We start from the raw sequence: 19,154 nt of genomic DNA on the forward strand, positions 1-19,154 counted from the left end.
CCGAGCAACGCGCGCAGTCGTGTCCTTGCCGATCGCGGCTACGACAGCGGGGCCAACCGCGACTTGCGCGAAGAGCTACCATCTGAAGGATGGCATTGCCCGGCGCACCCAGGCCGGCAAGGAGCCGGGGGGCCAGACTCAAAGCCCGCAATCGCGCCACCAATCGCACCCGGGCCCGAGTGGAGCACGTCTTTGCCGGCCTGCATCAGCTCGGCGGCATGACCGTACGTGCGCTCACGCTGGCGCGCAACGCGCTGGCCATCACCTTCAAATCTCCGACGGACGGCGACACTTATCGCACTTGAAACAGGTTCTTATACCGATTCAATCGGTGCTTCGACTGGCGTGCGATAAACCAAGGGTTCAGGATGGCGTCCGACCGACGGAAGACCATTGCTGATCTACCTAAAACGATCATCCTTGCGCCTGCGCACTATCCGGCCGACATCATCAATCGTGAGGATCGTCTTCCTTCAGATATCGGAGCAAGGTCTGCACTGCAGGCGAGGGCGTGCGCGATTTGCGCGTGACGATCCCGAGATTGGCCATCGAGATCGGTAATGCCACTGGCAGTATCGTGACCAGTCCGTATCTGGCGTAATGTTGCGCGACATCGTTCGGCACGACGGAAATCATATCCGAGGCCTCGATCATCGCGGTCGTGGCGAGGATCGAGGCCGTCTCTACGATATCCAGGTCGGCCGTCAGCCGTGCTTCCTGCAGAGCGCCTTCGACCCGCCGACGCATTGGACTGCCGAGGGGGTGGAGAATCCACGTCGCGTCGACCAGATTGGCCAGGCGAAGCTTCGCGCGGCCGGCGAGGGGGTGACCCGGACGCGCGATCACGCGCATCTGTTCGCCCTTCTCGAACGGCTCGATTGCCAGGTCCTGCTGGTTAAACTGATCGGGCAGGCGGCCGAGCACCACATCTAGATCCCCGCGCAGCAAGGCCGGCAGCAAGGTATCGCTGGTGCCCACCTCGATGCTTAGCCGCACGCGCCGATTCGCCTGCTTGAACGCCGTGAGCGCACGCGTAAGCAGCGTCGGCACGGGTCCCATGACGCTGCCGACACGGACTAGGCCAGCTGCCCCCTTCGCTAACTCGGTGATTTCCGCCTCGGCATGCTCGAAATCGTGCAGCACGCTCTGCGCGTAGCGAATCAGGACTTCGCCGTACGGTGTCGGCTCCATGCCGCGAGCAAGCCGCTCGAACAATTTCACGCCCAGCCGCTCTTCCAACTGCTGCAACAGCAGGCTGGCGGCCGGCTGGGTGGTGTGCATCGCGGCCGCCGCGCGCCGCATGTTGCGAAACTCGTTGAGCGCGTTGAGCAGCGCGATCTGCCGGCTAGAGATCCGCAGGGCGGTACGGGTTCTGGTCGTCTCCGGGGATTCGCCCGTCGGCATCGCCTGCCGCGCCGGCTTCGAACTCATATCAAATTTGGGATCAATATATACGGAATCACAATTATACGGATATCGAACGGATTCGTAGAATTGCCCCATCGCTTTCTCGTCCGATCCACGATTTCGACATGACCATCCGCATCACCCATCTGACCGTACGCGATATCCGCTTCCCGACCTCCCGCTCGCTCGACGGTTCCGACGCGATGAACAGCGCGCCCGATTACTCCGCGGCCTACGTGGTACTGCATACCGACTCGGCCACCGGCCTGGAGGGGCACGGGCTGACCTTCACCATCGGCCGGGGCAACGAACTGTGCGTTGCCGCCGTCAATTCGCTGGCACCGATGGTGGTTGGCCTGACCCTCGAGGAGATCGCCGCCGACATGGGCGCCTTCTGGCATCGCATCACCACCGGCGACAGCCAGTTGCGTTGGCTCGGCCCGGACAAAGGCGCGATCCACCTGGCCACGGCGGCGCTCGTCAATGCCGTGTGGGACCTGTGGGCGAAGGCGGAAGGCAAGCCCGTGTGGAAGCTGTTGGCGGACATGACGCCGGAGGAACTGGTGCGCTGCCTGGACTTCACCTACGTCACCGATGCGCTGACTCCGGCCGAAGCCGTCACGCTGCTGCGCCGCAAGGCCCCGACCAAGGCGCTGCGCGAGGCCGAAATGCTGGAGCACGGCTTCCCCGGCTACACCACCGCCGCCGGCTGGCTCGGCTACTCGGAAGAGAAGCTGCGCCGTCTCGCGCGCGAAGCGGTCGCGGCCGGCTGGACCCACTTCAAGCAGAAGGTCGGCGGCAATCTGGAGGAAGACATCCGCCGCGCGACGATTCTGCGCGAGGAGATCGGCTGGGAGCGGACCCTGATGATGGACGCCAACCAGGTCTGGGGCGTCGACGAGTCGATCGAGAACATGCGCCGCCTGGCCGAGTTCGATCCCTGGTGGATCGAGGAGCCGACGAGCCCGGACGACATTCTCGGCCACGCCGCCATTCGCAGCCGGATCGCGCCGATCGGCGTCGCCACGGGCGAACACTGCCACAACCGCGTGATGTTCAAGCAAATGTTCCAGGCGGGCGCGCTCGATTTCTGCCAACTGGACGCGGCGCGGCTCGGCGGTTTGAACGAAGTGCTGATCGTCCTGCTGATGGCGGCCAAGTATGGTGTCCCCGTTTGTCCGCACGGCGGTGGGGTGGGGTTGTGCGAATACGTGCAGAACATCTGCCTGTTCGACTACATCGCGGTATCGGGATCGCTGGACGGGCGCGTGCTGGAGTACGTCGATCACCTGCACGAGCATTTCCTCGAGCCCGTGGTCATCCGCCGCGGCCGCTACCTGCCACCCAAGCGCCCGGGCTACAGCATCGAGATGCATCCCGAGACGCTGGCCACCTACGAATATCCCAACGGCAGCGCGTGGGCATAGTCCGCGAATTCATCGGCGCATACGGAGCCAACGACAGTGCAAAACCAGGATATTCATTCCCATGGCGCGAACGGTTCGACGCCCGAGCGAACCGACATGATGCTCGACATCGCGCGCATCCTGCCGGATGACGGCTATGCGGGCACACTCGTCGGCCGCGTCTGGTCGCCGGGCGACCGACCCGGCCCCTCGGTGGTCGCGATCCGCGCGGACGGTGTATACGATCTGTCGGCGCAGTTCCCGACCATGAGCACGCTGCTCGACACGCCGCATCCCTCGCGCGCCGTGCAGGCGGCGCAGGGGCCGCGCATCGGCAGCCTGGAGGCGTTGCTCGCCAACAGCGGCGATGCGCGCGACCCGACGCGCGCCAGCCTGCTCGCGCCGTGCGACCTGCAGGTGATCAAGGCGGCGGGCGTGACGTTCGCCGACAGCATGGTGGAACGGGTGATCGAGGAGCAGGCGGGCGGGGACCTGACCCGCGCGGCCGAGGTGCGCGCCAAGGTGCAACGCCACATCGGCGAGGATCTCGCGGCCGTCCAGCCCGGCTCGGCCGCCGCCATGGCGCTCAAGACCGTGCTCCAGGAACAGGGCCTGTGGTCCCAGTACCTGGAGGTGGGGATCGGCCCGGACGCCGAAGTGTTCACCAAGGCGCCCGTGCTCTCCGCGGTCGGCACCGGGAATGCCATTGGCGTGCGCAGCGACTCGGCCTGGAACAATCCGGAGCCGGAGGTGGTGCTGGCGGTCAATGGCCGCGGCGAGATCGTCGGCGCTACGCTCGGCAACGACGTCAACCTGCGCGACTTCGAGGGCCGCAGCGCGCTGTTGCTGAGCAAGGCCAAGGACAATAACGCCTCGTGCGCCATCGGTCCGTTCATTCGCCTGTTCGACGCGACCTTCGGCCTCGACGACGTGCGGCGCGAAACCGTGCATCTGCGCGTCTACGGCGAGGACGGCTTCGTGCTGCGCGGCATCAACTCCATGGCGCGCATCAGCCGCGATCCGACGGCGCTGGTCGAGCAGACCGTCGCCATGCATCAATACCCCGACGGCTTCATGCTGTTCCTGGGCACGCTGTTCGCGCCGGTCGCCGATCGCGACCGTCCCGGCGAGGGCTTCACGCACAAGCTCGACGACGTGGTGAGCATCCGCAGCGCCAGGCTGGGCGAACTGCGCAACCGGGTCACGCACAGCCATCTGGCCGCGCCGTGGCAGTTCGGCCTGCGCGCCTTCATCAACAACCTGGCCGGCCGCGGCCTGCTGGACAAGGGCGTTTGAACGAAGCAGCATGGCGGCCCTGCGCCAGGCAGGGCGCGCATCCCCGGGGGCCGGGCAGCATCTTGCGGTGCCGCCATCGCAGGGGCCCCAACATCCAAAAATAAAGAGGAGCAAGGAGACACATGAGCCAAATTCTTGAACAGACCCTGCCCGCGCCGTCGGAGCACGCGGGCGAGCGTCCCCTGGACAAGCTTCTGTTCCGCAAACTGATGCCGTTGCTGATCATCGTCTATGTCATCAGCTTCCTGGACCGGACCAACATCGCGCTCGCCAAGGCGAGCATCGCCGTCGACCTGGGTATTTCCTCGGCAGCCTACGGCCTCGGCGCTGGCTTGTTCTTCCTGACCTACGCAGCGTTCGAGGTGCCGAGCAACCTGATCATGCACAAATGCGGCGCCAAGTTCTGGATCACCCGCATCATGATCACCTGGGGGCTGTTGTCGGCCGGCATGGCGTTCGTCCAGGGCGAAACCTCGTTCTACGTGATGCGCCTGCTGCTGGGCGCGGCCGAAGCAGGGCTGTTTCCCGGCGTGATGCTGTACCTGACCTACTGGTTCGACCGCAAGCAACGCGTGCGCGCCACCGGCTATTTCCTGCTCGGCGTGTGTATCGCCAATATCCTCAGCGGTCCGCTGGGCGGCGCGCTGCTGCAGATGCACGGCCTGATGGGCATGCACGGCTGGCAATGGATGTTCATCTGCGAGGGACTGCCCGCGGTCGCGCTGGCGTTCGTGGTCTGGAAACATTTGCCGAACGGTCCGGCGTCGGCCTCGTGGCTGAGCGCCGGCGAAGTCTCGGGAAATCGAACGTCGGCTGGCGGCCGACCTGCGGGAGCAGGAAGCGGCGGGCGCCAGCACGCATCTGCTGCGCCAGATGCTCGCCGATCGCCAGACCTGGCTCGCCATCGCAGTCTATTTCTGCCACCAGATCAGTATCTACACGATGATCTTCTTCCTGCCGAGCGTGATCGGCACCTATGGCAAGCTGTCACCGTTCCAGATCGGCACCCTCAATTCCGTGCCGTGGATCGCTGCCGCCCTGGGCGCCGCCACCTTGCCGAGGCTCGCGACCACGGCCGCGCGAAGCCGCCGGCTGCTCGTCGTCGGACTGCTCGTCATGGCGGCCGGTCTGGTGATCGCGACGTCGGCCAACCCGATCTTCGGAATGGCGGGCTTCTCGCTGACCGCACTTATGATCTTCGTGGTCCAGTCCGTGCTGTTCCTGTTCCCGTCGTCGCGCCTCAAGGGCTCGGCGCTGGCCGGCGGTCTGGCATTCGTCACCACGTGCGGGCTGTTCGGCGGATTCTTCGGACCGTCGCTCATGGGCATGATCGAAGAGACCACCGGGTCGGTCCAGAACGGTCTGTACATCATCGCCGGCTTGCTCACCGCCGCCGCCGTGGCCGCCACGGCCCTGCGCCAAGGCCAGGAGAGCCGTGGCTGAGGCATCGTCCCGCCAGGCATTGTTGACCCGGCGGGCCGCGGCCCGCCCGAACCGAGAACTGACATGACTCCCATCGGCGCATCGGCGAACTCCCCCAAGGGGGTGTTGGCGCCAACGATCCGACTTAGCGATGTCGACGACGTCGTTATTGCCAGAACCCAATTGATGTCCGGCACGATGATCGACGGCGAAAACCTGAGCGTCACCGGATTGATTCCGCCCGGCCACAAGGTCGCGGTGCGCGACATCCCTGCCGGCAGCCCGGTGCGCCGCTATGGCCAGGTCATCGGTTTCGCCTCGCAAGCGATCCGGCGCGGGCAGCACGTGCACGTGCACAATCTCACCACGGGACAGTTCGACCGCGTACATGCCGTCGGCGTCGATGCGCGCGAGACCGTTCCAGTCGATGTGCCGGCCACCTTCCAGGGCATCGTGCGGTCCGACGGCCGCGTGGCGACGCGCAATTACATCGGCATCCTGACCTCAGTGAACTGCTCGGCCACCGTGGCGCGGGCGATCGCGGATCACTTCCGGCGCGATATCCGCCCGGATGCGTTGGCCGAGTTCCCGAACATCGACGGCGTCGTCGCGCTCACGCACGACAGCGGTTGCGCGGTCGATGCGAACGGCGACGGCCTACGCATGCTGCGCCGTACGCTCTCGGGCTACGCGCGTCACGCCAATTTCGCCGCAGTGCTGGTCGTGGGCCTGGGCTGCGAGACCAACCAGATCCCCGCGTGGCTGGAAGCGGAGGGGTTGCAGGCCGGGCCGGCATTGCGCTCATTCACGATCCAGGAGTCCGGCGGCACGGCGCAGGCCGTGGCCAAGGGCATCGCCGCGGTGCGGGAACTGCTACCCGACGCCAACCGGGCCGTGCGTGTCCCGGTGCCGGCCAGCCATCTCGTGGTCGGCCTCCAGTGCGGCGGATCGGACAGCTATTCCGGCATCACGGCGAACCCGGCGCTGGGCGCCGCGATGGATCGCCTGGTGCGCCACGGCGGTACGGCCATCCTGTCGGAGACGCCCGAGATCTATGGTGCCGAGCATCTGCTGACGCGGCGCGCAGAGAGCCCGGCCGTCGCCGAGAAACTGCTCGCGCGCATCGGCTGGTGGGAGGACTACTGCCGGCGCATGGGTGCCGACTTGAACAACAACCCGTCGGCGGGCAACAAGGCAGGCGGCCTGACGACGATCCTGGAGAAGTCGTTGGGCGCCGTCGCCAAGGGGGGCAGCACCAACCTGGTCGATGTCTTCGGATACGCCGAGCCGGTGACGAGGCGCGGCCTGGTGTTCATGGATACGCCGGGCTACGACCCGGTCTCGGCCACCGGCCAGGTGGCGGGGGGCGCCAACCTGATCTGCTTCACGACCGGCCGCGGATCGGCCTACGGTTGCGCCCCGACGCCGTCGCTCAAGCTGGCCACCAACACGCCGTTGTGGGAGCGCCAGCAGGCCGACATCGATCTGAACTGCGGCGGAATCGCCGAAGGACAGGACAGCATCGAAGCAATGGGCGAGTCGATTTTCCAGGCGCTCTTGCGCGTGGCCTCCGGCGAGCGCACCAAGAGTGAGGTGCACGGCTATGGGCAGAACGAATTCGTGCCCTGGCAACTGAGCGCGATTACCTGAAGTCGTTTTTTGTACAAGATTCCTTACCGATATGAACCTGACGGGACAACTTTTGATCGGCCACGATGAACAGGGCGAGGCCGGCCCTGGCTTCCACGCGATCGATCCGGCCACCGGCGAGACGCTGGCGCCAGCCTTTTGCTCTGCTTCGAGCGATGACGTCGAGCGCGCGGCCCGATTGGCGGAGTGTGCGTTCGACGCGTACCGCGCGACGACGTCCGAGCAGCGTGCCCGCTTCCTCGAAGCGATTGCCGACGGCATCGAAGCGCTCGGGGCGCAACTGATCGAGCGGGCCATGCAGGAGACTGGCCTGCCGCGTGCCCGCCTGGAGGGCGAGCGCGGTCGCACCACGGGGCAGTTGCGCCTGTTCGCGCGCGAACTGCGCGCAGGCGGGTGGATGCGGGCGACGATCGACCCCGCCCAGCCGGAGCGTCAACCGATGCGGCGGCCCGATTTGCGGATGCACCGGATCGCGGTCGGTCCGGTGGCGGTGTTCGGCGCCAGCAATTTTCCGTTGGCCTTCTCGGTGGCCGGCGGGGATACGGCGTCGGCCTTGGCGGCGGGATGCCCCGTAATCGTGAAGGCGCATCCGTCGCATCCCGGCACATCGGAGCTCGTGGCACGCGTGATTGCCCGGGCGGTGCGCGAGCAGGCGATGCCGGAGGGGACGTTCTCGATGGTGGCCGGCACCGGCCACGATGTCGGGGTTGCGCTGGTGCGGCATCCCGCCGTACAGGCGGTGGCTTTCACTGGCTCGCGCGCGGGCGGCCTGGCTTTGTGCCGCGCGGCGGGCGAGCGCCCGCAGCCGATCCCCGTGTTTGCCGAGATGAGTGCGATCAACCCGGTCTTCCTGATGCCGGGGGCGCTGCACGCGCGCGCGGAACGCATCGCCGCGGGCTATGTTGATGCGCTGGTGATGGGCACGGGACAGCTCTGCACCAATCCCGGCATCGTCCTGGGCGTCGCGAGTCGGGGCTGGGACCGTTTCGTTGCCGGCGTCGCCGCCGCACTGTCCGGACGGGCGGCCGGCACGATGCTGAGTCCCGGCATCCATCGCGCCTTCCGCGACGGCGCGCAACGCATGGCGAACACGCCTGGCGTGGCCTCCGTGGCCCGGGGCACAACCGGCGAGGGCGCGTGCAGCGCCGAGGCCATCGTGTGTCAGACTACGGCCGCGCATTTCATGACGCAGCCGTCATTGCACGATGAGGTGTTCGGCCCGGCCGGCCTGCTGGTCCGCTGCGACGACGTGGCCCAGATGCAGGCGTTGGCGCAGGCGTTCGAAGGACAACTCACCGCCACGCTGCACATCGACGGCGACGACGTGGCGGCGGCGCGTGCGCTGGTCCCCGTGCTGGAACGCAAGGCCGGGCGGTTGATCGTCAACGGCTTCCCGACCGGCGTCGAAGTGTGCCACGCCATGGTGCATGGCGGGCCGTTTCCGGCCACCTCGGACACGCGCACCACCTCGGTCGGCGTGAGCGCGATGGAGCGTTTTCTGCGCCCGGTGTGCTACCAGGATTTCCCGCCCGAACTCCTGCCGGAGGCGCTGATGCCGGACAATCCGGCCGGCATCCCACAATGGGTAGAGGGGGTGTTCGGACAGCACGCGTCCTGACCAGGCGGCAGCGGGATGGGCACGATTGCGGTTCGCCCGGAAGTTGATTCAGGCCCGCTGCGCAACCGCCTACAGCCCGTCATCTGGGCGCCCTGGCGGGTTTGAGGTATCGGCTGACAGGGTGCTCGCCGGAGTATCCACTGCGCCTATGCCAAGTCGACGGAAGTCGGGCAAAGGCTAAGAGTGAACTGATCTGCTGCGGGCGCTGCTGATATCCCCGAAAAAGGCGGCAACCGGGACACGCTGCCTAAGCAGGCCTGTCTATGCGAGGTCGTCCTGAGACAGCTCTGGTGACTTCATCGGCGCGCTCGCAAAGATCTTCTCCCAGCGCTTTGATTGACGCCTTATCAAACTGGGCGCTGAACCCAACCGCGCTGATGGCCATGACGGGACTGCCCGCGCCGTCGAGGACGGCAGCAGAAACGGTAGTGACGCCTTTGACGTATCGGTCGATATCAATAGCGTAGCCATTCTTGCGAGCGTCGTCGACCTCCGCCAGATAGGCTTCGAAGGTCGGCGGATTCTCCCAACGCAGGGCACTGAACCGCGAGCGCAGTTCCGCAGGGCTGAGGTTGGAGTGCGCCGCAAAGCTGCGTCCGAGCGCGGCAATGTACATCGGGAGTCGCTGGCCGATGTTCATATGGACGCGCATGGCGGCAGCGTTGTCCGCGCGATCGACGAGAACCACGCGCTCGTCGGTCGTGCATTGCCAAAGGGTTGCGGTAATGCGATGGCGCATCGCAACCTCCTCGAGATGCGGGTGCACCATCCTGGCATAGGAAGCCTGCTCCAGCGCACCCTTCGCCAGCTCGACCAGGCCCAGGCCGATGGTGTAGGTCTTGGCTGAGTCATCGAAGATGACCAGGCGCTCGTGCACCAGGGTCTTAAGCAGGTTGAAGCAGGTGCTCGAATTGAGCTGCAGGTCGCGTGCGATGCGCGTGACGCCCACCGGAGCTTGTGCTGCGGCCAGATAGCGCAGCACGCTCAGGCCACTGGCGAGTGCGCCGACAAGCTTCTCAGGTGCGGGATTGGATGCCATGCTGGTTGGATAAGAAAGGCAATAGCGGGATTGTACCGGTCGGTCAGCCGGCCCGGACGGACCGACCGGACGGCCTCAGGCCGTGCGTGTTACCAGGGCGTCCAGGGCCCAAGCCTGGTCGGCTCGCACCGCCAGCGGGTTAATCTCGACTTCCGCCAGTTCGGTCCGCTCCATGAACCAGTCGCACAGCGCGGCGATGCGCGCGGCAATGGCCGGGATATCGACCTTGGGGCGACCGCGGAAGCCATCCAGCAGGCGCGCGGCCCGCAGGCTGCGCAGCATCAATTCCACCTGCCTGGCGTCGAGCGGAAGCAGCCTCGTGATGGCGTCGGCATCCAGTTCGACCTCGACACCTCCCCGAGCAATGGTCAGGACCGCGCCGAAGCGCGGATCGCGGCGCAGGCCCAGCAACAGCTCATGATCGAAGGGCACCATCTGCTCAACCAGAACCCCTTCGACATCGATCTCCAGGTGGTCGCCGATCCCGCGCAGCGTCTGGACGGCGCCGGCAAGCTCGTCCGCGGTGCGAATCCCAAGGATCACGCCGCCGGCTTCGCTCTTGTGCAGCAACTCACTCGACTGCAGCTTGGCGGCCAGCCGCCCGGTCAAGGGCAGGGAGTCCGATGACTCGCCGGAACGGATCAGCCGGCCCTCGGGTATCGCGATCGCTCGCTGGCTGCGTAGCAGCTCCTTTCCGCTGTATTCGGAAAGGGCAACCGTGCTCGCAGTCGGGAGTGCCCCGGCCACGCGCACTGCCGGGAGGGCCGAGGAAGCGGCCTCCGACTGCAGTTGCCTGGCCTTTCGCGCAGCATCCAGCGCCTGCATGCATTGCGGAATGTCGGCGAACACGGGGATGCGCTCCGCTTCCAGCCTGGCGACGGTTTCTGGCATGGCGCTGAGCCACACCACCGCAATCGGTCGGTTCAGTTGCTTTCGCGCGCTTGCCAAGGCCTCGGTGAACGTGTCTGCGATGCTGTGCATCATGCCCACGAAGAGCACCACGCTGTCGATGTCAGCGTCCTGGCCGACGGCGGAGAGCGCGCGTCCGAAGCTATCGGTGCTCTGCACCACGTTTCCGGTCAGGTCGAGCGGGTTGGACGGTGTTGCAAAGGCGGGCAGGATCGTTTTCAACGCAGCTTTGGTGGCGGCCGAGAAGGCCGGCAGATGCATGCCGAGTGCCTCGGCCTCATCGGCAATCAGCACGCCTGCGCCTCCCGATACCGACATCACGGCCAGCCTGTCGCCTTCAGGCACGCTTTCGTACAGGAAGAGTCTCGCCGTGTCCACCAGTGCGCTGAGCGAGTCGACGCGCACCGCACCGCCTTGGCGAAAACAGGCATCGTAGAGGGAGTCGTCGCCGGCAATGGCTCCCGTGTGGGATGCCGCCGCCGCGGCGCCGGCTTTCGAGCGGCCCGATTTGATCGCGATCACGGGTTTGCGTGCCTGTGCGGCACGTTGCAGCGCCCGGCGAAATGCCACGGTGTCCCGGATGTCTTCGAGATACATGCCGATGACTGCAGTATCGGGGTCATCCACCAGGAAGTCGATCGCCTCGGCGGCATCGACATCGCACTCGTTACCCGTCGTGATCCAGTGGCTGAAGCCCAGTCCGGAACGCAGCACCATGTCGAGCCAATAGGCACCGAGCGCACCACTCTGGCTCACAAACGCAAAGCGGCCGCGCTGCAAAGGGGTTTCTTCCAGCGCCGTGGTGAAGGACGCAATCAGCCCGGTGCTGCAATTGGCTGCCCCGAGGCAGTTCGGTCCCAGGATCGCTACGCCTTTCTCCTGCGCCAATGCCCGCAGCCGCGCCTGCATTGCCTTGCCTTCCTCGCCGGCTTCGGAGAAGCCCGAGGAGAACACGACGAATGCCGGGATACCCGCCGCGATCCCTTCGGCAATGACGCTTTCAACCTTGCCTGCCTCGGTGCCGATGATGGCGAGATCGACCCGTTGGCCGATTGCCTTCAGTGACGGGTACGATGTCAGGCCTTGCACTTCGCTGCGGCCCGGATTGACCGGGTACAGCTTGCCCTGATAGCCGCGCGACAGCATATAGGCCAGGGGGCGTCCGGTGATCTTGGCCGGGTCTGACGACGCACCGACGATGGCAATGCTTTGCGCGTTGAGAATGCTGGCGACGCGGGAAATGCCGGCGTTGCGCGACGGGTTCTGCTCAGTCAATTTTCACTCCAGCCGTCTTGACGACACCGGCGTAGCGCGCGGTTTCGCTATCGAGAAATTTCGAGAACTGCTCGGGAGTCGACCCGACGGGTTCCACGCCCATGCTGATCAGCCGATCTCTGACGCCCGGATCATTCATGGTCTTGGCGATTGCCGTGCTGATCTTGTCCACGATGACCCGCGGCGTGCCAGCGCGGCCGATCACACCGAGCCACGACGAGCCATTGAAATCGGGCATGCCGGATTCCTTGAAGGTGGGAATGTCGGGGGCGGCCGGAACGCGGGTGTTGCTGGTCACGGCGATGGCTTTCAGCTTGCCCGCCTTGATGAGCGGCAATGCGGAGAGGACGTCAACAAACATGCAGCTTACCAATCCGGCCTGTACGTCGACTATGGCGCCGGCGCTTCCCTTGTAGGGGATGTGCGTAAGCTGGATGCCTGCTGCCTTCTGCAGCATCTCGCCGGTCAGGTGGTTGGACTGGCCGTTGCCGGCGGAGCCGAAGGTGAGTTTGCCCGGTTCGCGCTTCGCCAGGGCGATGAATTCCGCCAGATTGTGGGCTGGCGTATTCGGGCCGACCACCAGCACATTGGCCAGCGCGACGGCTTGCGAGATGGGGATGAGATCCCGCTTGGTGTCATAGGGAAGATGCCGGTAGATGCTCGGGTTGATGGCATGGCTGGTTGCGATCATGCCCAGCGTGTAGCCGTCCGGCGTGGCGCGCGCGACGGCGGCGGTGCCGAGCGAGCTGCCGGCCCCCGGCATGTTCTGCACGATGACCGGTTGCCCCATGGCTTCCATGCCGTGCGCGACGATGCGGCCGACGGTGTCCAGGATGCCGCCAGGCAGCGAGGCGACGATAAGCGTCACCGGCTTGGTCGGGTAGGTCTGCGCGCACGCTATCGACGGCAGCGCAAGCAGGCTCACCGCGCCTACGCTGGCGAGCAGGGAGCGGCGTAGTTTGAATTTGCTCATGGGGTTGTACCTCACACTAGGGCTAGGAGCTGCGCTATACCGGCAGCGCTCATGGGGATGAGGGGCGATGGCGTCCCTCCGGACAGCGCTCAGTCCAGCGGCAGACCAAGCTGGCGGGCAATGGCGCGTTGCTGGATCTCGACGCTGCCGACCGTCACCGGTGCGACCAGGGCATCCATTGCCCAGCGCATGGCAGGGAGTTCCGAGGTCAGGCCCCAGCCGCCGGCCACGTGGAGCGCGGTCTGCGTCACTCGGACGACGGCCTGGGTGGCGTGCAGTTTGGCGGTGGAGACATCAAGAATGACCTGCTCGAGCGGTGCGCCGCTATCCCAGCGCTCGGCCGCGTGGTAGGTCAGGCGGCGCGCTGCCTCGACGTCCAGGTGCGCCTGCGCCAGCGCAAAGGCGATGGACTGATTCGCACCGATCGGCTTGCCGAACTGCCTGCGCGTGCCGGCATAGCCGATCGCCCAGTCGAGTGCGGTCTGCATATGACCCAGCCAGCGCGCCGCCACCATGATGCGCTCACGGTTAAAGCCCGCCATGATCTCCGCGAACCCTGCGTCCAGCCGGCGCCTCTCCGGCACCTCGGCTTCACTGAACATGACCCGGAATGTCGGCGCCGGGCGGTTGACATAGGTGTCGATCTTGCTGGTCTGAATGCCGGCCGTGTCACGGTCTACCGCGAAGAAGCGCATGCCGTGGCGTCCGGCGGCCGGGTCGGTTTGCGCCAGGGTGACCAGCACGTCGGCGTCGCCTGCTAGCGTGATGAAGGACTTGATGCCGTCCAGCCGCCATGCCTCGCCATCGCGTGTGGCGCGCGTGCGGACGTTCTGAATGTCGTTGCCGGCCTCGGGTTCAGTGATCGTGATGGCAAGCAGGCACTCGCCGGCAATATTGCGGCGCGCGATCTCCCGATGCGCCTCGTTGCCGTACTCGTAGAGGATCGAGCCGGCCACGTTCTGCACCAGCACCGAGACCGCCAGGTTGGGGTTGATGCTGGCCAGCTCTTCCATGGCAATGGCCTCTTCGTATGCGCCGAGGCCCGCGCCTCCCACGTCCTCCGACGCGGTGATGCCGATCAGCCCGGCACGCGCGCACGCCACATAGAAGTCACGCGGGAATTGCTTCTCGTCATCCGCCTTCTGCCAGCGCGGACCAACCTCCTTTTGCGCAAAGGCGCGGCACATGTCTCGGAACGCCTCACGGTCGATGGTGTTCCGGGGGCGTGCACGGGCGTTGCTGCTTGCCATGGCGTCTCCTTTTAATATTCTGTATGGCGAGTATAGTTCTGCGTACAGAATGAAGCAAGCCGGGATGAATGGCTCTGGGTGCTTTGCCTCCGGTACCGGCCTTTTCCTTCGATTTGAGGACCAACCATGAACCACAGCCCCATACGCGTAGTGCGCCACCCCGATCACCATGAGCTGGTCCTGGATCGCGTTGACAAGGCCAATGCCATGAGCGCGCGGATGATGCGGGAGGTTGTCGGGTTTGCGGCGGGGCTGAGCGCCGCGGAGGCCGACGTGCTGCTGCTGAGCAGCGCTTCGCCGACGCTGTTCTGTGCCGGAGCCGATATCGCGGAATTCGTCGCCGGCCCCGAGGCGCTCGCGGAGCAGGAGGAGGCGCTGCTGGCGATGATCGAAGCCCTGGCTTGCTGTCCGGCGCCGCTGATCGCGGTGGCGCGGGGGCGTGCGGCGGGCGCTGGCGCGATCCTGCTTGCCTTGGCGGACGTGGTGATCGCGGCTGACGACCTCCAGCTTGCCTGTCCGGAAATCCGCTTCGGCATGTACCCCGTCATCGTCGATGCCGTACTGCAGGCGCGCATGCTCCCTGCCTTGTCGCAGCGCCTGTGTTTGGGTGGGGAGGCGATCGGGGCGGTCGAGGCGTTCCGGGTCGGGCTGGTGACGGAGGTGCTGCCGGCCGCGGACTTTGCGTCGGCGGCCCGGATCCGCCTGGCTTGGTATCTGGACCGCAGGGCTGCGCTGGGCATCGCGCGCCGCAGCCGGCTGCTGACGCAGTCGCCGCAGGCGCTCGTGGCTCGCGTCAAGGCGGTCGCTCCCTTGATGCGGGAGAACTTCGGGCGACCGGGTGTCGTCGAGCGGATTGCGTCCTACCTGGAAGGGTTGCGCAGTTCAGGAACTCGCGCGCGAAACGGTTGACGTCATCCATCTCGCTCATTAATATTCGCAACAACGAATACTATTCTTTAATACGAATCAGGAGGCGCGGGCGAAGTCGGCTCCCTTCCTGCTCGGTTTCTGGAGACGACCCCATGAGTCTGGATTTCACCTTTTCTGAAGAGCACGAGTCCGTGCGCGACACGGTGCGACGCCTGTGCCGTGACGAATTGTCGCCCCTCGTCGCGCAGGCCGACGAGACCGAGGTGTTTCCGCGGCATGTCTTCCGGCGCTGGGGCGAACTTGGCCTGCTGGGCGTGCGCTATCCGGAGTCCGATGGCGGCAGCGGCTTCGACAAGGTCAGCGACTGCATCGTGCGCGAGGAACTCAGCTACCTGAGCCAGGGGTTCGCCTCCAGTTGGTCCGCGCACACGCATCTGGGCATCTGGCCGATCTGGAAGGCCGGCACGCCGGAGCAGCGCGAACGCTTCTTCAAGCCAGCGCTGTCTGGCGACAAGGTTGCCGGCTTCGGCTTGTCCGAACCGGACGGTGGCTCGAACATCCGCGCGATGAAGACCCGGGCCGAGCGGGTTCCAGGCGGGTGGAAGCTCAACGGCAGCAAGCTTTACATCACCAACGCGCCGATTGCCGATTTCCTGCTGGTGGCCGCACGCACCAGCCCGGAGCTGACGCCGGACGCCATCAGCCTGTTCATCGTCGAACTGCCGAACAAGGGGTTCGACATCCACAAGCTCAAGAAGGAGGGGATCCGCGCCTCGGAAACCGCGCTGATCCACATCGAAGATGCCTTTGTCCCGGACGATTGCCTGCTCGGCGGCCGCGAGGGCACCTATCCCGTGATTCTCGAGTCCCTGAGCGAGAATCGCGTCGGCGTGGCCGCCAATGCGCTGGGAATGGCTCGCGCCGCCTTCGACGCCGCGCAGGCCTATGCTAACGACCGCATCGTGGCGAACAAGCGCATTGGCGACTACCAGGCCATTGCCCACAAGCTGGCGGATATGTCGGCGCAGATCGAAGCGGCGCGCTGGCTTGTGTACTACGGCGCCTGGCGCGTCGACCAGGGCACGCTGGATGCGGCCACCGCCGCCCGCGTGAAGCTCATCGCGAGTGAAACCGCGCTCTCGGTCAGCGAGCAGGCGATTCGCATCCATGGCGGGGCCGGGATCATGCGTGAGTATCCTGTCGGCCGGATCCATCGCGATGCGCTGGTGTACGTGATCGGGGAAGGCACCAGCGAGATCCAGCGCAACATCATCGCCCGCAGCCTGGGGTTCAAGCCATGAACGACTTCGTGCTGCGAGAGCGCCATGGCGCCACGATGGTCATCCGCTTGAACCGCCCGGAGAGGAAGAATGCCTTTGATCTCGAGGTCCGTGCCGGGATCGCCGAGGCCGTGTTCGAGGCAAGAGATGATGAGACGGTGAGGGCCGTCATTCTTACCGGAACCGATGGCATGTTCTGCGCCGGCGGCGACCTCAAGTCGCTGTCGGAGGCAAAGCGTCCCGTGCTCCGCGATCGCGAGCGGATCCGGCGGCTCCATCCCTGGTTCCGCGAACTGGTCAACCTGGAGAAGCCGGTCATCGCCGCCGTCGACGGCCCGGCCTTCGGCGCGGGCTTCAACCTGGCATTGGCCTGCGACTTCATCATCGGCACGCCCCGCACGCGTTTCTGTGCGGCCTTCAGCCGCATCGGGCTGGTGCCTGACCTCGGCGGTTTCTTCCTGCTGCCCCGGATCGTCGGCTTGCAGCGCGCCAAGGACATCGTGTTCTCCGCCCGGGAAGTGGCTGCTGACGAGGCTGTCCGGCTCGGCATCCTTGCGAACGTGGTGGCGCCGGAACAACTGATGCCGGAAGCGCTTGCGATGGCAGAGCGCTATCACCACGCCTCGACCGAGGCGATCGGCATGGCCAAGAACGTGCTCAATCGCTCGTTCAACCTTGACCAAGACACGCTGGCGGAACTGGAGTCCTATGCGCAGGCGCTCGCCCTGCAATCGCAGTACCACGCCGACGCCGTAGCCAACTTCTTGAACAAGCGTCCGCTTGCTTTCCCCGGAGGGAATCGCGCATGACCATGAATGCATTCATCACCGGCGTTCACGATACGGCCATCGGCGAGTTGCCGGGCAGCAGCTGCATGGCACTGCACGCCGAGGCAGCGCTCGGCGCGGTGGCCGACGCCGGTCTGGCGCTCTCGGACATCGATGGCGTGCTGTGCGCGTACTCCTTCACAGAGCCGCACCTGATGCTGGCTTCGGTCTTCTGCGAGTACCTCGGCATCCACCCGGGATACTGCGCAGCAATCCAGGCCGGCGGCGCAAGCGCCTGCATCATGATCATGCAGGCTGCGGCACTAGTGGCAAGCGGGCAGTGCCGCCATGTGCTCGTCGTCACCGGCGACAACCGGCTGACCGGCATGTCGCGCGACGGCGCCGTTGCCGCGCTGGCGGAAGTCGGGCATCCGCAGTTCGAGCGACCCTTCGGCATCAGTGTGCCGGCCGCATACGGCATGGTGGCACGCCGCTACATGCACGAGTACGGCGCAACCGCCGAACATCTGGCCGCGCTTGCAGTGGAGCATCGCCGCCATGCCGGGCGGCACCCCAAGGCGCACAAGCGCGAGCCGCTATCGATGGGGCAGGTCCTGGCGTCCAGGGAGATCTGCTCGCCGCTGCGGCTCTTCGACTGCTGCCTGGTTTCCGATGGCGGCGCGGCCGTGGTCGTCAGCAGCAAGGTCGCGGCGGCGGATACGCGCGGCAAGGCGATCGAGATCCTGGGCGCCGGACAGGGGCATACCCATGAGCACATCGTAGCTGCGCCGAGCCTGACCAATTTCGGCTGCAAGGCCTCCTCGGCGACGGCGTTCGCGCGGGCCGGCGTCAAGCCGTCCGATATCGATGTGGCGCAGATCTATGACTCCTTCACGATCACCTTGCTGGTCGAGCTGGAATCCATCGGCTTCTTCGAACGCGGTGAGGCGGGCCCTGCCGCGCTTCGCGGGGAGCTGGGCCTGGAGGGACGGCTGCCGTGCAATACGCATGGCGGACTCCTGTCCTATGGGCACTCCGGTGCCGCAGGCGGCATGTTCCATGCGGTCGAGGCGGTGCATCAGTTGCGCGGTCATGCCGAGGCGCGCCAGGTCGATGGCGCCAGGCTAGCCTTCGTCCATGGCGATGGCGGCATTCTCTCGGCGCATTGTTCTCTTGTTCTCGGAGCCCACTGATATGAGCCGTCCCATTCCCCGCTCCACTGCGGAGACCCAAGCCTTCTGGGAGGGTTGCGCCGAAGGTGTCGTGCGCTATCAATGCTGCCGGCACTGCGGCCAGGTGCAACTGATTCCTCGCGCGCGCTGCGTGTCGTGCCACCGTGACGCGCTTGAGTGGAAGCGCTCCGCAGGCCGCGGCCAGATCCTTACCTATACCGTGGTCCACCGCGCGCCGACACCGGCATTCCGCGGCGAAGTGCCCTATGTCATCGCGATCGTCGACATGGACGAAGGCTTCCGCCTGATGGTCAACGTCAAGGATGGCAGCGATGACCTCGCCATTGGCCAGCCCGTGCGCATCACCTTCCGCGAGGTCGAAGGCGCAACGCTTCCGCAAGCCGAGGTGAGCGCATGAGCGACGTCTTCGTCTATGACAGGTTCGAGCCCGGCACCGTGCTCGGAGAGACGACCATCACCGTCGATGCCGCGCTGACGCAAGGCTGGCGGCACATCTTCGGCGATGCACAGGAAGACGGCGCAGGCGAGGCCGCGGAAGGCGCCGGCCTTGCGGTGGTGATGATGATGCGCGCGTACCTGGGCATCGTCACCCCGCGCCCGCCCGGAAACGTGCATAGCCGCCAGCGTCTGTCGATGCGAGGCGTGCCCCGCCCCGGGGAGTCGGTCCTTACGGTGATGCGCTGCGAAAGCAAGGAACTGAAGCGCGAGCGGCGCTATGTCGAGCTTCGCGCCACTGGCAGCGGAGAGGGCGGCCGCCCTATCTACGATGGATATCTCACGCTGATCTGGGCAGCATGAC

At 65.9% G+C, this 19,154-nt stretch carries 16 protein-coding genes and 1 pseudogene; 12 read left to right on the forward strand and 5 right to left on the reverse strand.

The window, feature by feature from the left end:
- Nucleotides 1-179: 179 nt before the first annotated feature.
- Complete coding sequence (locus tag AC1Z3O_RS21760) at nt 180-305, forward strand: hypothetical protein (RefSeq protein ID WP_483517954.1); 126 nt, start codon at nt 180-182, stop codon at nt 303-305.
- A 145-nt stretch (nt 306-450) separates the two neighbouring features.
- Here AC1Z3O_RS21760 and AC1Z3O_RS21765 read toward each other — a convergent pair whose 3' ends face one another.
- The gene (locus AC1Z3O_RS21765) at nt 451-1,503 is read right to left on the reverse strand and encodes a LysR family transcriptional regulator (RefSeq protein WP_483517955.1); all 1,053 of its coding nucleotides are present in this window, start codon (nt 1,501-1,503) and stop codon (nt 451-453) included.
- Nucleotides 1,504-1,532: 29 nt separating this feature from the next.
- Between AC1Z3O_RS21765 and AC1Z3O_RS21770 the strand changes: the two genes are divergently transcribed.
- From AC1Z3O_RS21770 to AC1Z3O_RS21790, 5 genes and pseudogenes are all read left to right on the forward strand, one after another.
- Entirely contained in the window at nt 1,533-2,834 is a 1,302-nt protein-coding gene (locus AC1Z3O_RS21770; protein ID WP_483517956.1) for an L-fuconate dehydratase, read from the forward strand.
- Nucleotides 2,835-2,930: 96 nt separating this feature from the next.
- Entirely contained in the window at nt 2,931-4,109 is a 1,179-nt protein-coding gene (locus tag AC1Z3O_RS21775) for a fumarylacetoacetate hydrolase family protein (RefSeq protein ID WP_483517957.1), read from the forward strand.
- A 122-nt stretch (nt 4,110-4,231) separates the two neighbouring features.
- A pseudogene (locus AC1Z3O_RS21780) lies at nt 4,232-5,552 on the forward strand (MFS transporter).
- Nucleotides 5,553-5,615: 63 nt separating this feature from the next.
- On the forward strand, nt 5,616-7,181 hold the full coding sequence (locus AC1Z3O_RS21785) for a UxaA family hydrolase (RefSeq protein ID WP_483517959.1): 1,566 nt from the start codon (nt 5,616-5,618) through the stop codon (nt 7,179-7,181).
- Nucleotides 7,182-7,212: 31 nt separating this feature from the next.
- Nucleotides 7,213-8,799 (forward strand): aldehyde dehydrogenase (NADP(+)), encoded by a 1,587-nt coding sequence (locus tag AC1Z3O_RS21790; protein ID WP_483517960.1) that lies wholly within the window; start codon nt 7,213-7,215, stop codon nt 8,797-8,799.
- Between the two features lie 247 nt (nt 8,800-9,046).
- On the opposite strand, the gene AC1Z3O_RS21795 is transcribed toward AC1Z3O_RS21790, so the two are convergent.
- The 4 genes from AC1Z3O_RS21795 to AC1Z3O_RS21810 all read right to left on the reverse strand — a co-directional run bounded on the left by AC1Z3O_RS21795 (nt 9,047) and on the right by AC1Z3O_RS21810 (nt 14,245).
- Nucleotides 9,047-9,838, reverse strand: coding sequence for an IclR family transcriptional regulator (locus AC1Z3O_RS21795; RefSeq protein WP_483517961.1), 792 nt, complete (start codon nt 9,836-9,838; stop codon nt 9,047-9,049).
- Nucleotides 9,839-9,913: 75 nt separating this feature from the next.
- Nucleotides 9,914-12,022, reverse strand: coding sequence for an acetate--CoA ligase family protein (locus tag AC1Z3O_RS21800; protein WP_483517962.1), 2,109 nt, complete (start codon nt 12,020-12,022; stop codon nt 9,914-9,916).
- Complete coding sequence (locus tag AC1Z3O_RS21805; RefSeq protein WP_483517963.1) at nt 12,015-12,995, reverse strand: Bug family tripartite tricarboxylate transporter substrate binding protein; 981 nt, start codon at nt 12,993-12,995, stop codon at nt 12,015-12,017. Before AC1Z3O_RS21805 ends, AC1Z3O_RS21800 begins: the two co-directional genes overlap by 8 nt.
- Nucleotides 12,996-13,084: 89 nt before the next feature.
- On the reverse strand, nt 13,085-14,245 hold the full coding sequence (locus AC1Z3O_RS21810; protein ID WP_483517964.1) for an acyl-CoA dehydrogenase family protein: 1,161 nt from the start codon (nt 14,243-14,245) through the stop codon (nt 13,085-13,087).
- Between the two features lie 126 nt (nt 14,246-14,371).
- Here AC1Z3O_RS21810 and AC1Z3O_RS21815 point away from each other — a divergent pair, with 126 nt between their 5' ends.
- The 6 genes from AC1Z3O_RS21815 to AC1Z3O_RS21840 all read left to right on the forward strand — a co-directional run bounded on the left by AC1Z3O_RS21815 (nt 14,372) and on the right by AC1Z3O_RS21840 (nt 19,153).
- Nucleotides 14,372-15,154 carry an enoyl-CoA hydratase/isomerase family protein gene (locus tag AC1Z3O_RS21815; protein WP_483517965.1) on the forward strand — a complete coding sequence of 261 codons (783 nt, stop codon included), beginning with the start codon at nt 14,372-14,374 and terminating at the stop codon, nt 15,152-15,154.
- A 113-nt stretch (nt 15,155-15,267) separates the two neighbouring features.
- Entirely contained in the window at nt 15,268-16,416 is a 1,149-nt protein-coding gene (locus AC1Z3O_RS21820; protein ID WP_483521903.1) for an acyl-CoA dehydrogenase family protein, read from the forward strand.
- A complete protein-coding gene (locus tag AC1Z3O_RS21825) occupies nt 16,413-17,204 on the forward strand; it encodes an enoyl-CoA hydratase/isomerase family protein (protein WP_483517966.1) in 792 nt (263 codons plus the stop codon). The genes AC1Z3O_RS21820 and AC1Z3O_RS21825 overlap by 4 nt, the downstream gene beginning before the upstream one ends.
- Nucleotides 17,201-18,355, forward strand: a complete 1,155-nt coding sequence (locus tag AC1Z3O_RS21830; RefSeq protein WP_483517967.1) for a thiolase family protein — start codon at nt 17,201-17,203, stop codon at nt 18,353-18,355. Before AC1Z3O_RS21825 ends, AC1Z3O_RS21830 begins: the two co-directional genes overlap by 4 nt.
- A 1-nt stretch (nt 18,356) precedes the next feature.
- Nucleotides 18,357-18,752 (forward strand): Zn-ribbon domain-containing OB-fold protein, encoded by a 396-nt coding sequence (locus tag AC1Z3O_RS21835; RefSeq protein ID WP_483517968.1) that lies wholly within the window; start codon nt 18,357-18,359, stop codon nt 18,750-18,752.
- On the forward strand, nt 18,749-19,153 hold the full coding sequence (locus tag AC1Z3O_RS21840; protein ID WP_483517969.1) for a hypothetical protein: 405 nt from the start codon (nt 18,749-18,751) through the stop codon (nt 19,151-19,153). Before AC1Z3O_RS21835 ends, AC1Z3O_RS21840 begins: the two co-directional genes overlap by 4 nt.
- Nucleotide 19,154 lies beyond the last annotated feature (1 nt).

The organism is Cupriavidus sp. 09_S30 (genome assembly GCF_056930435.1).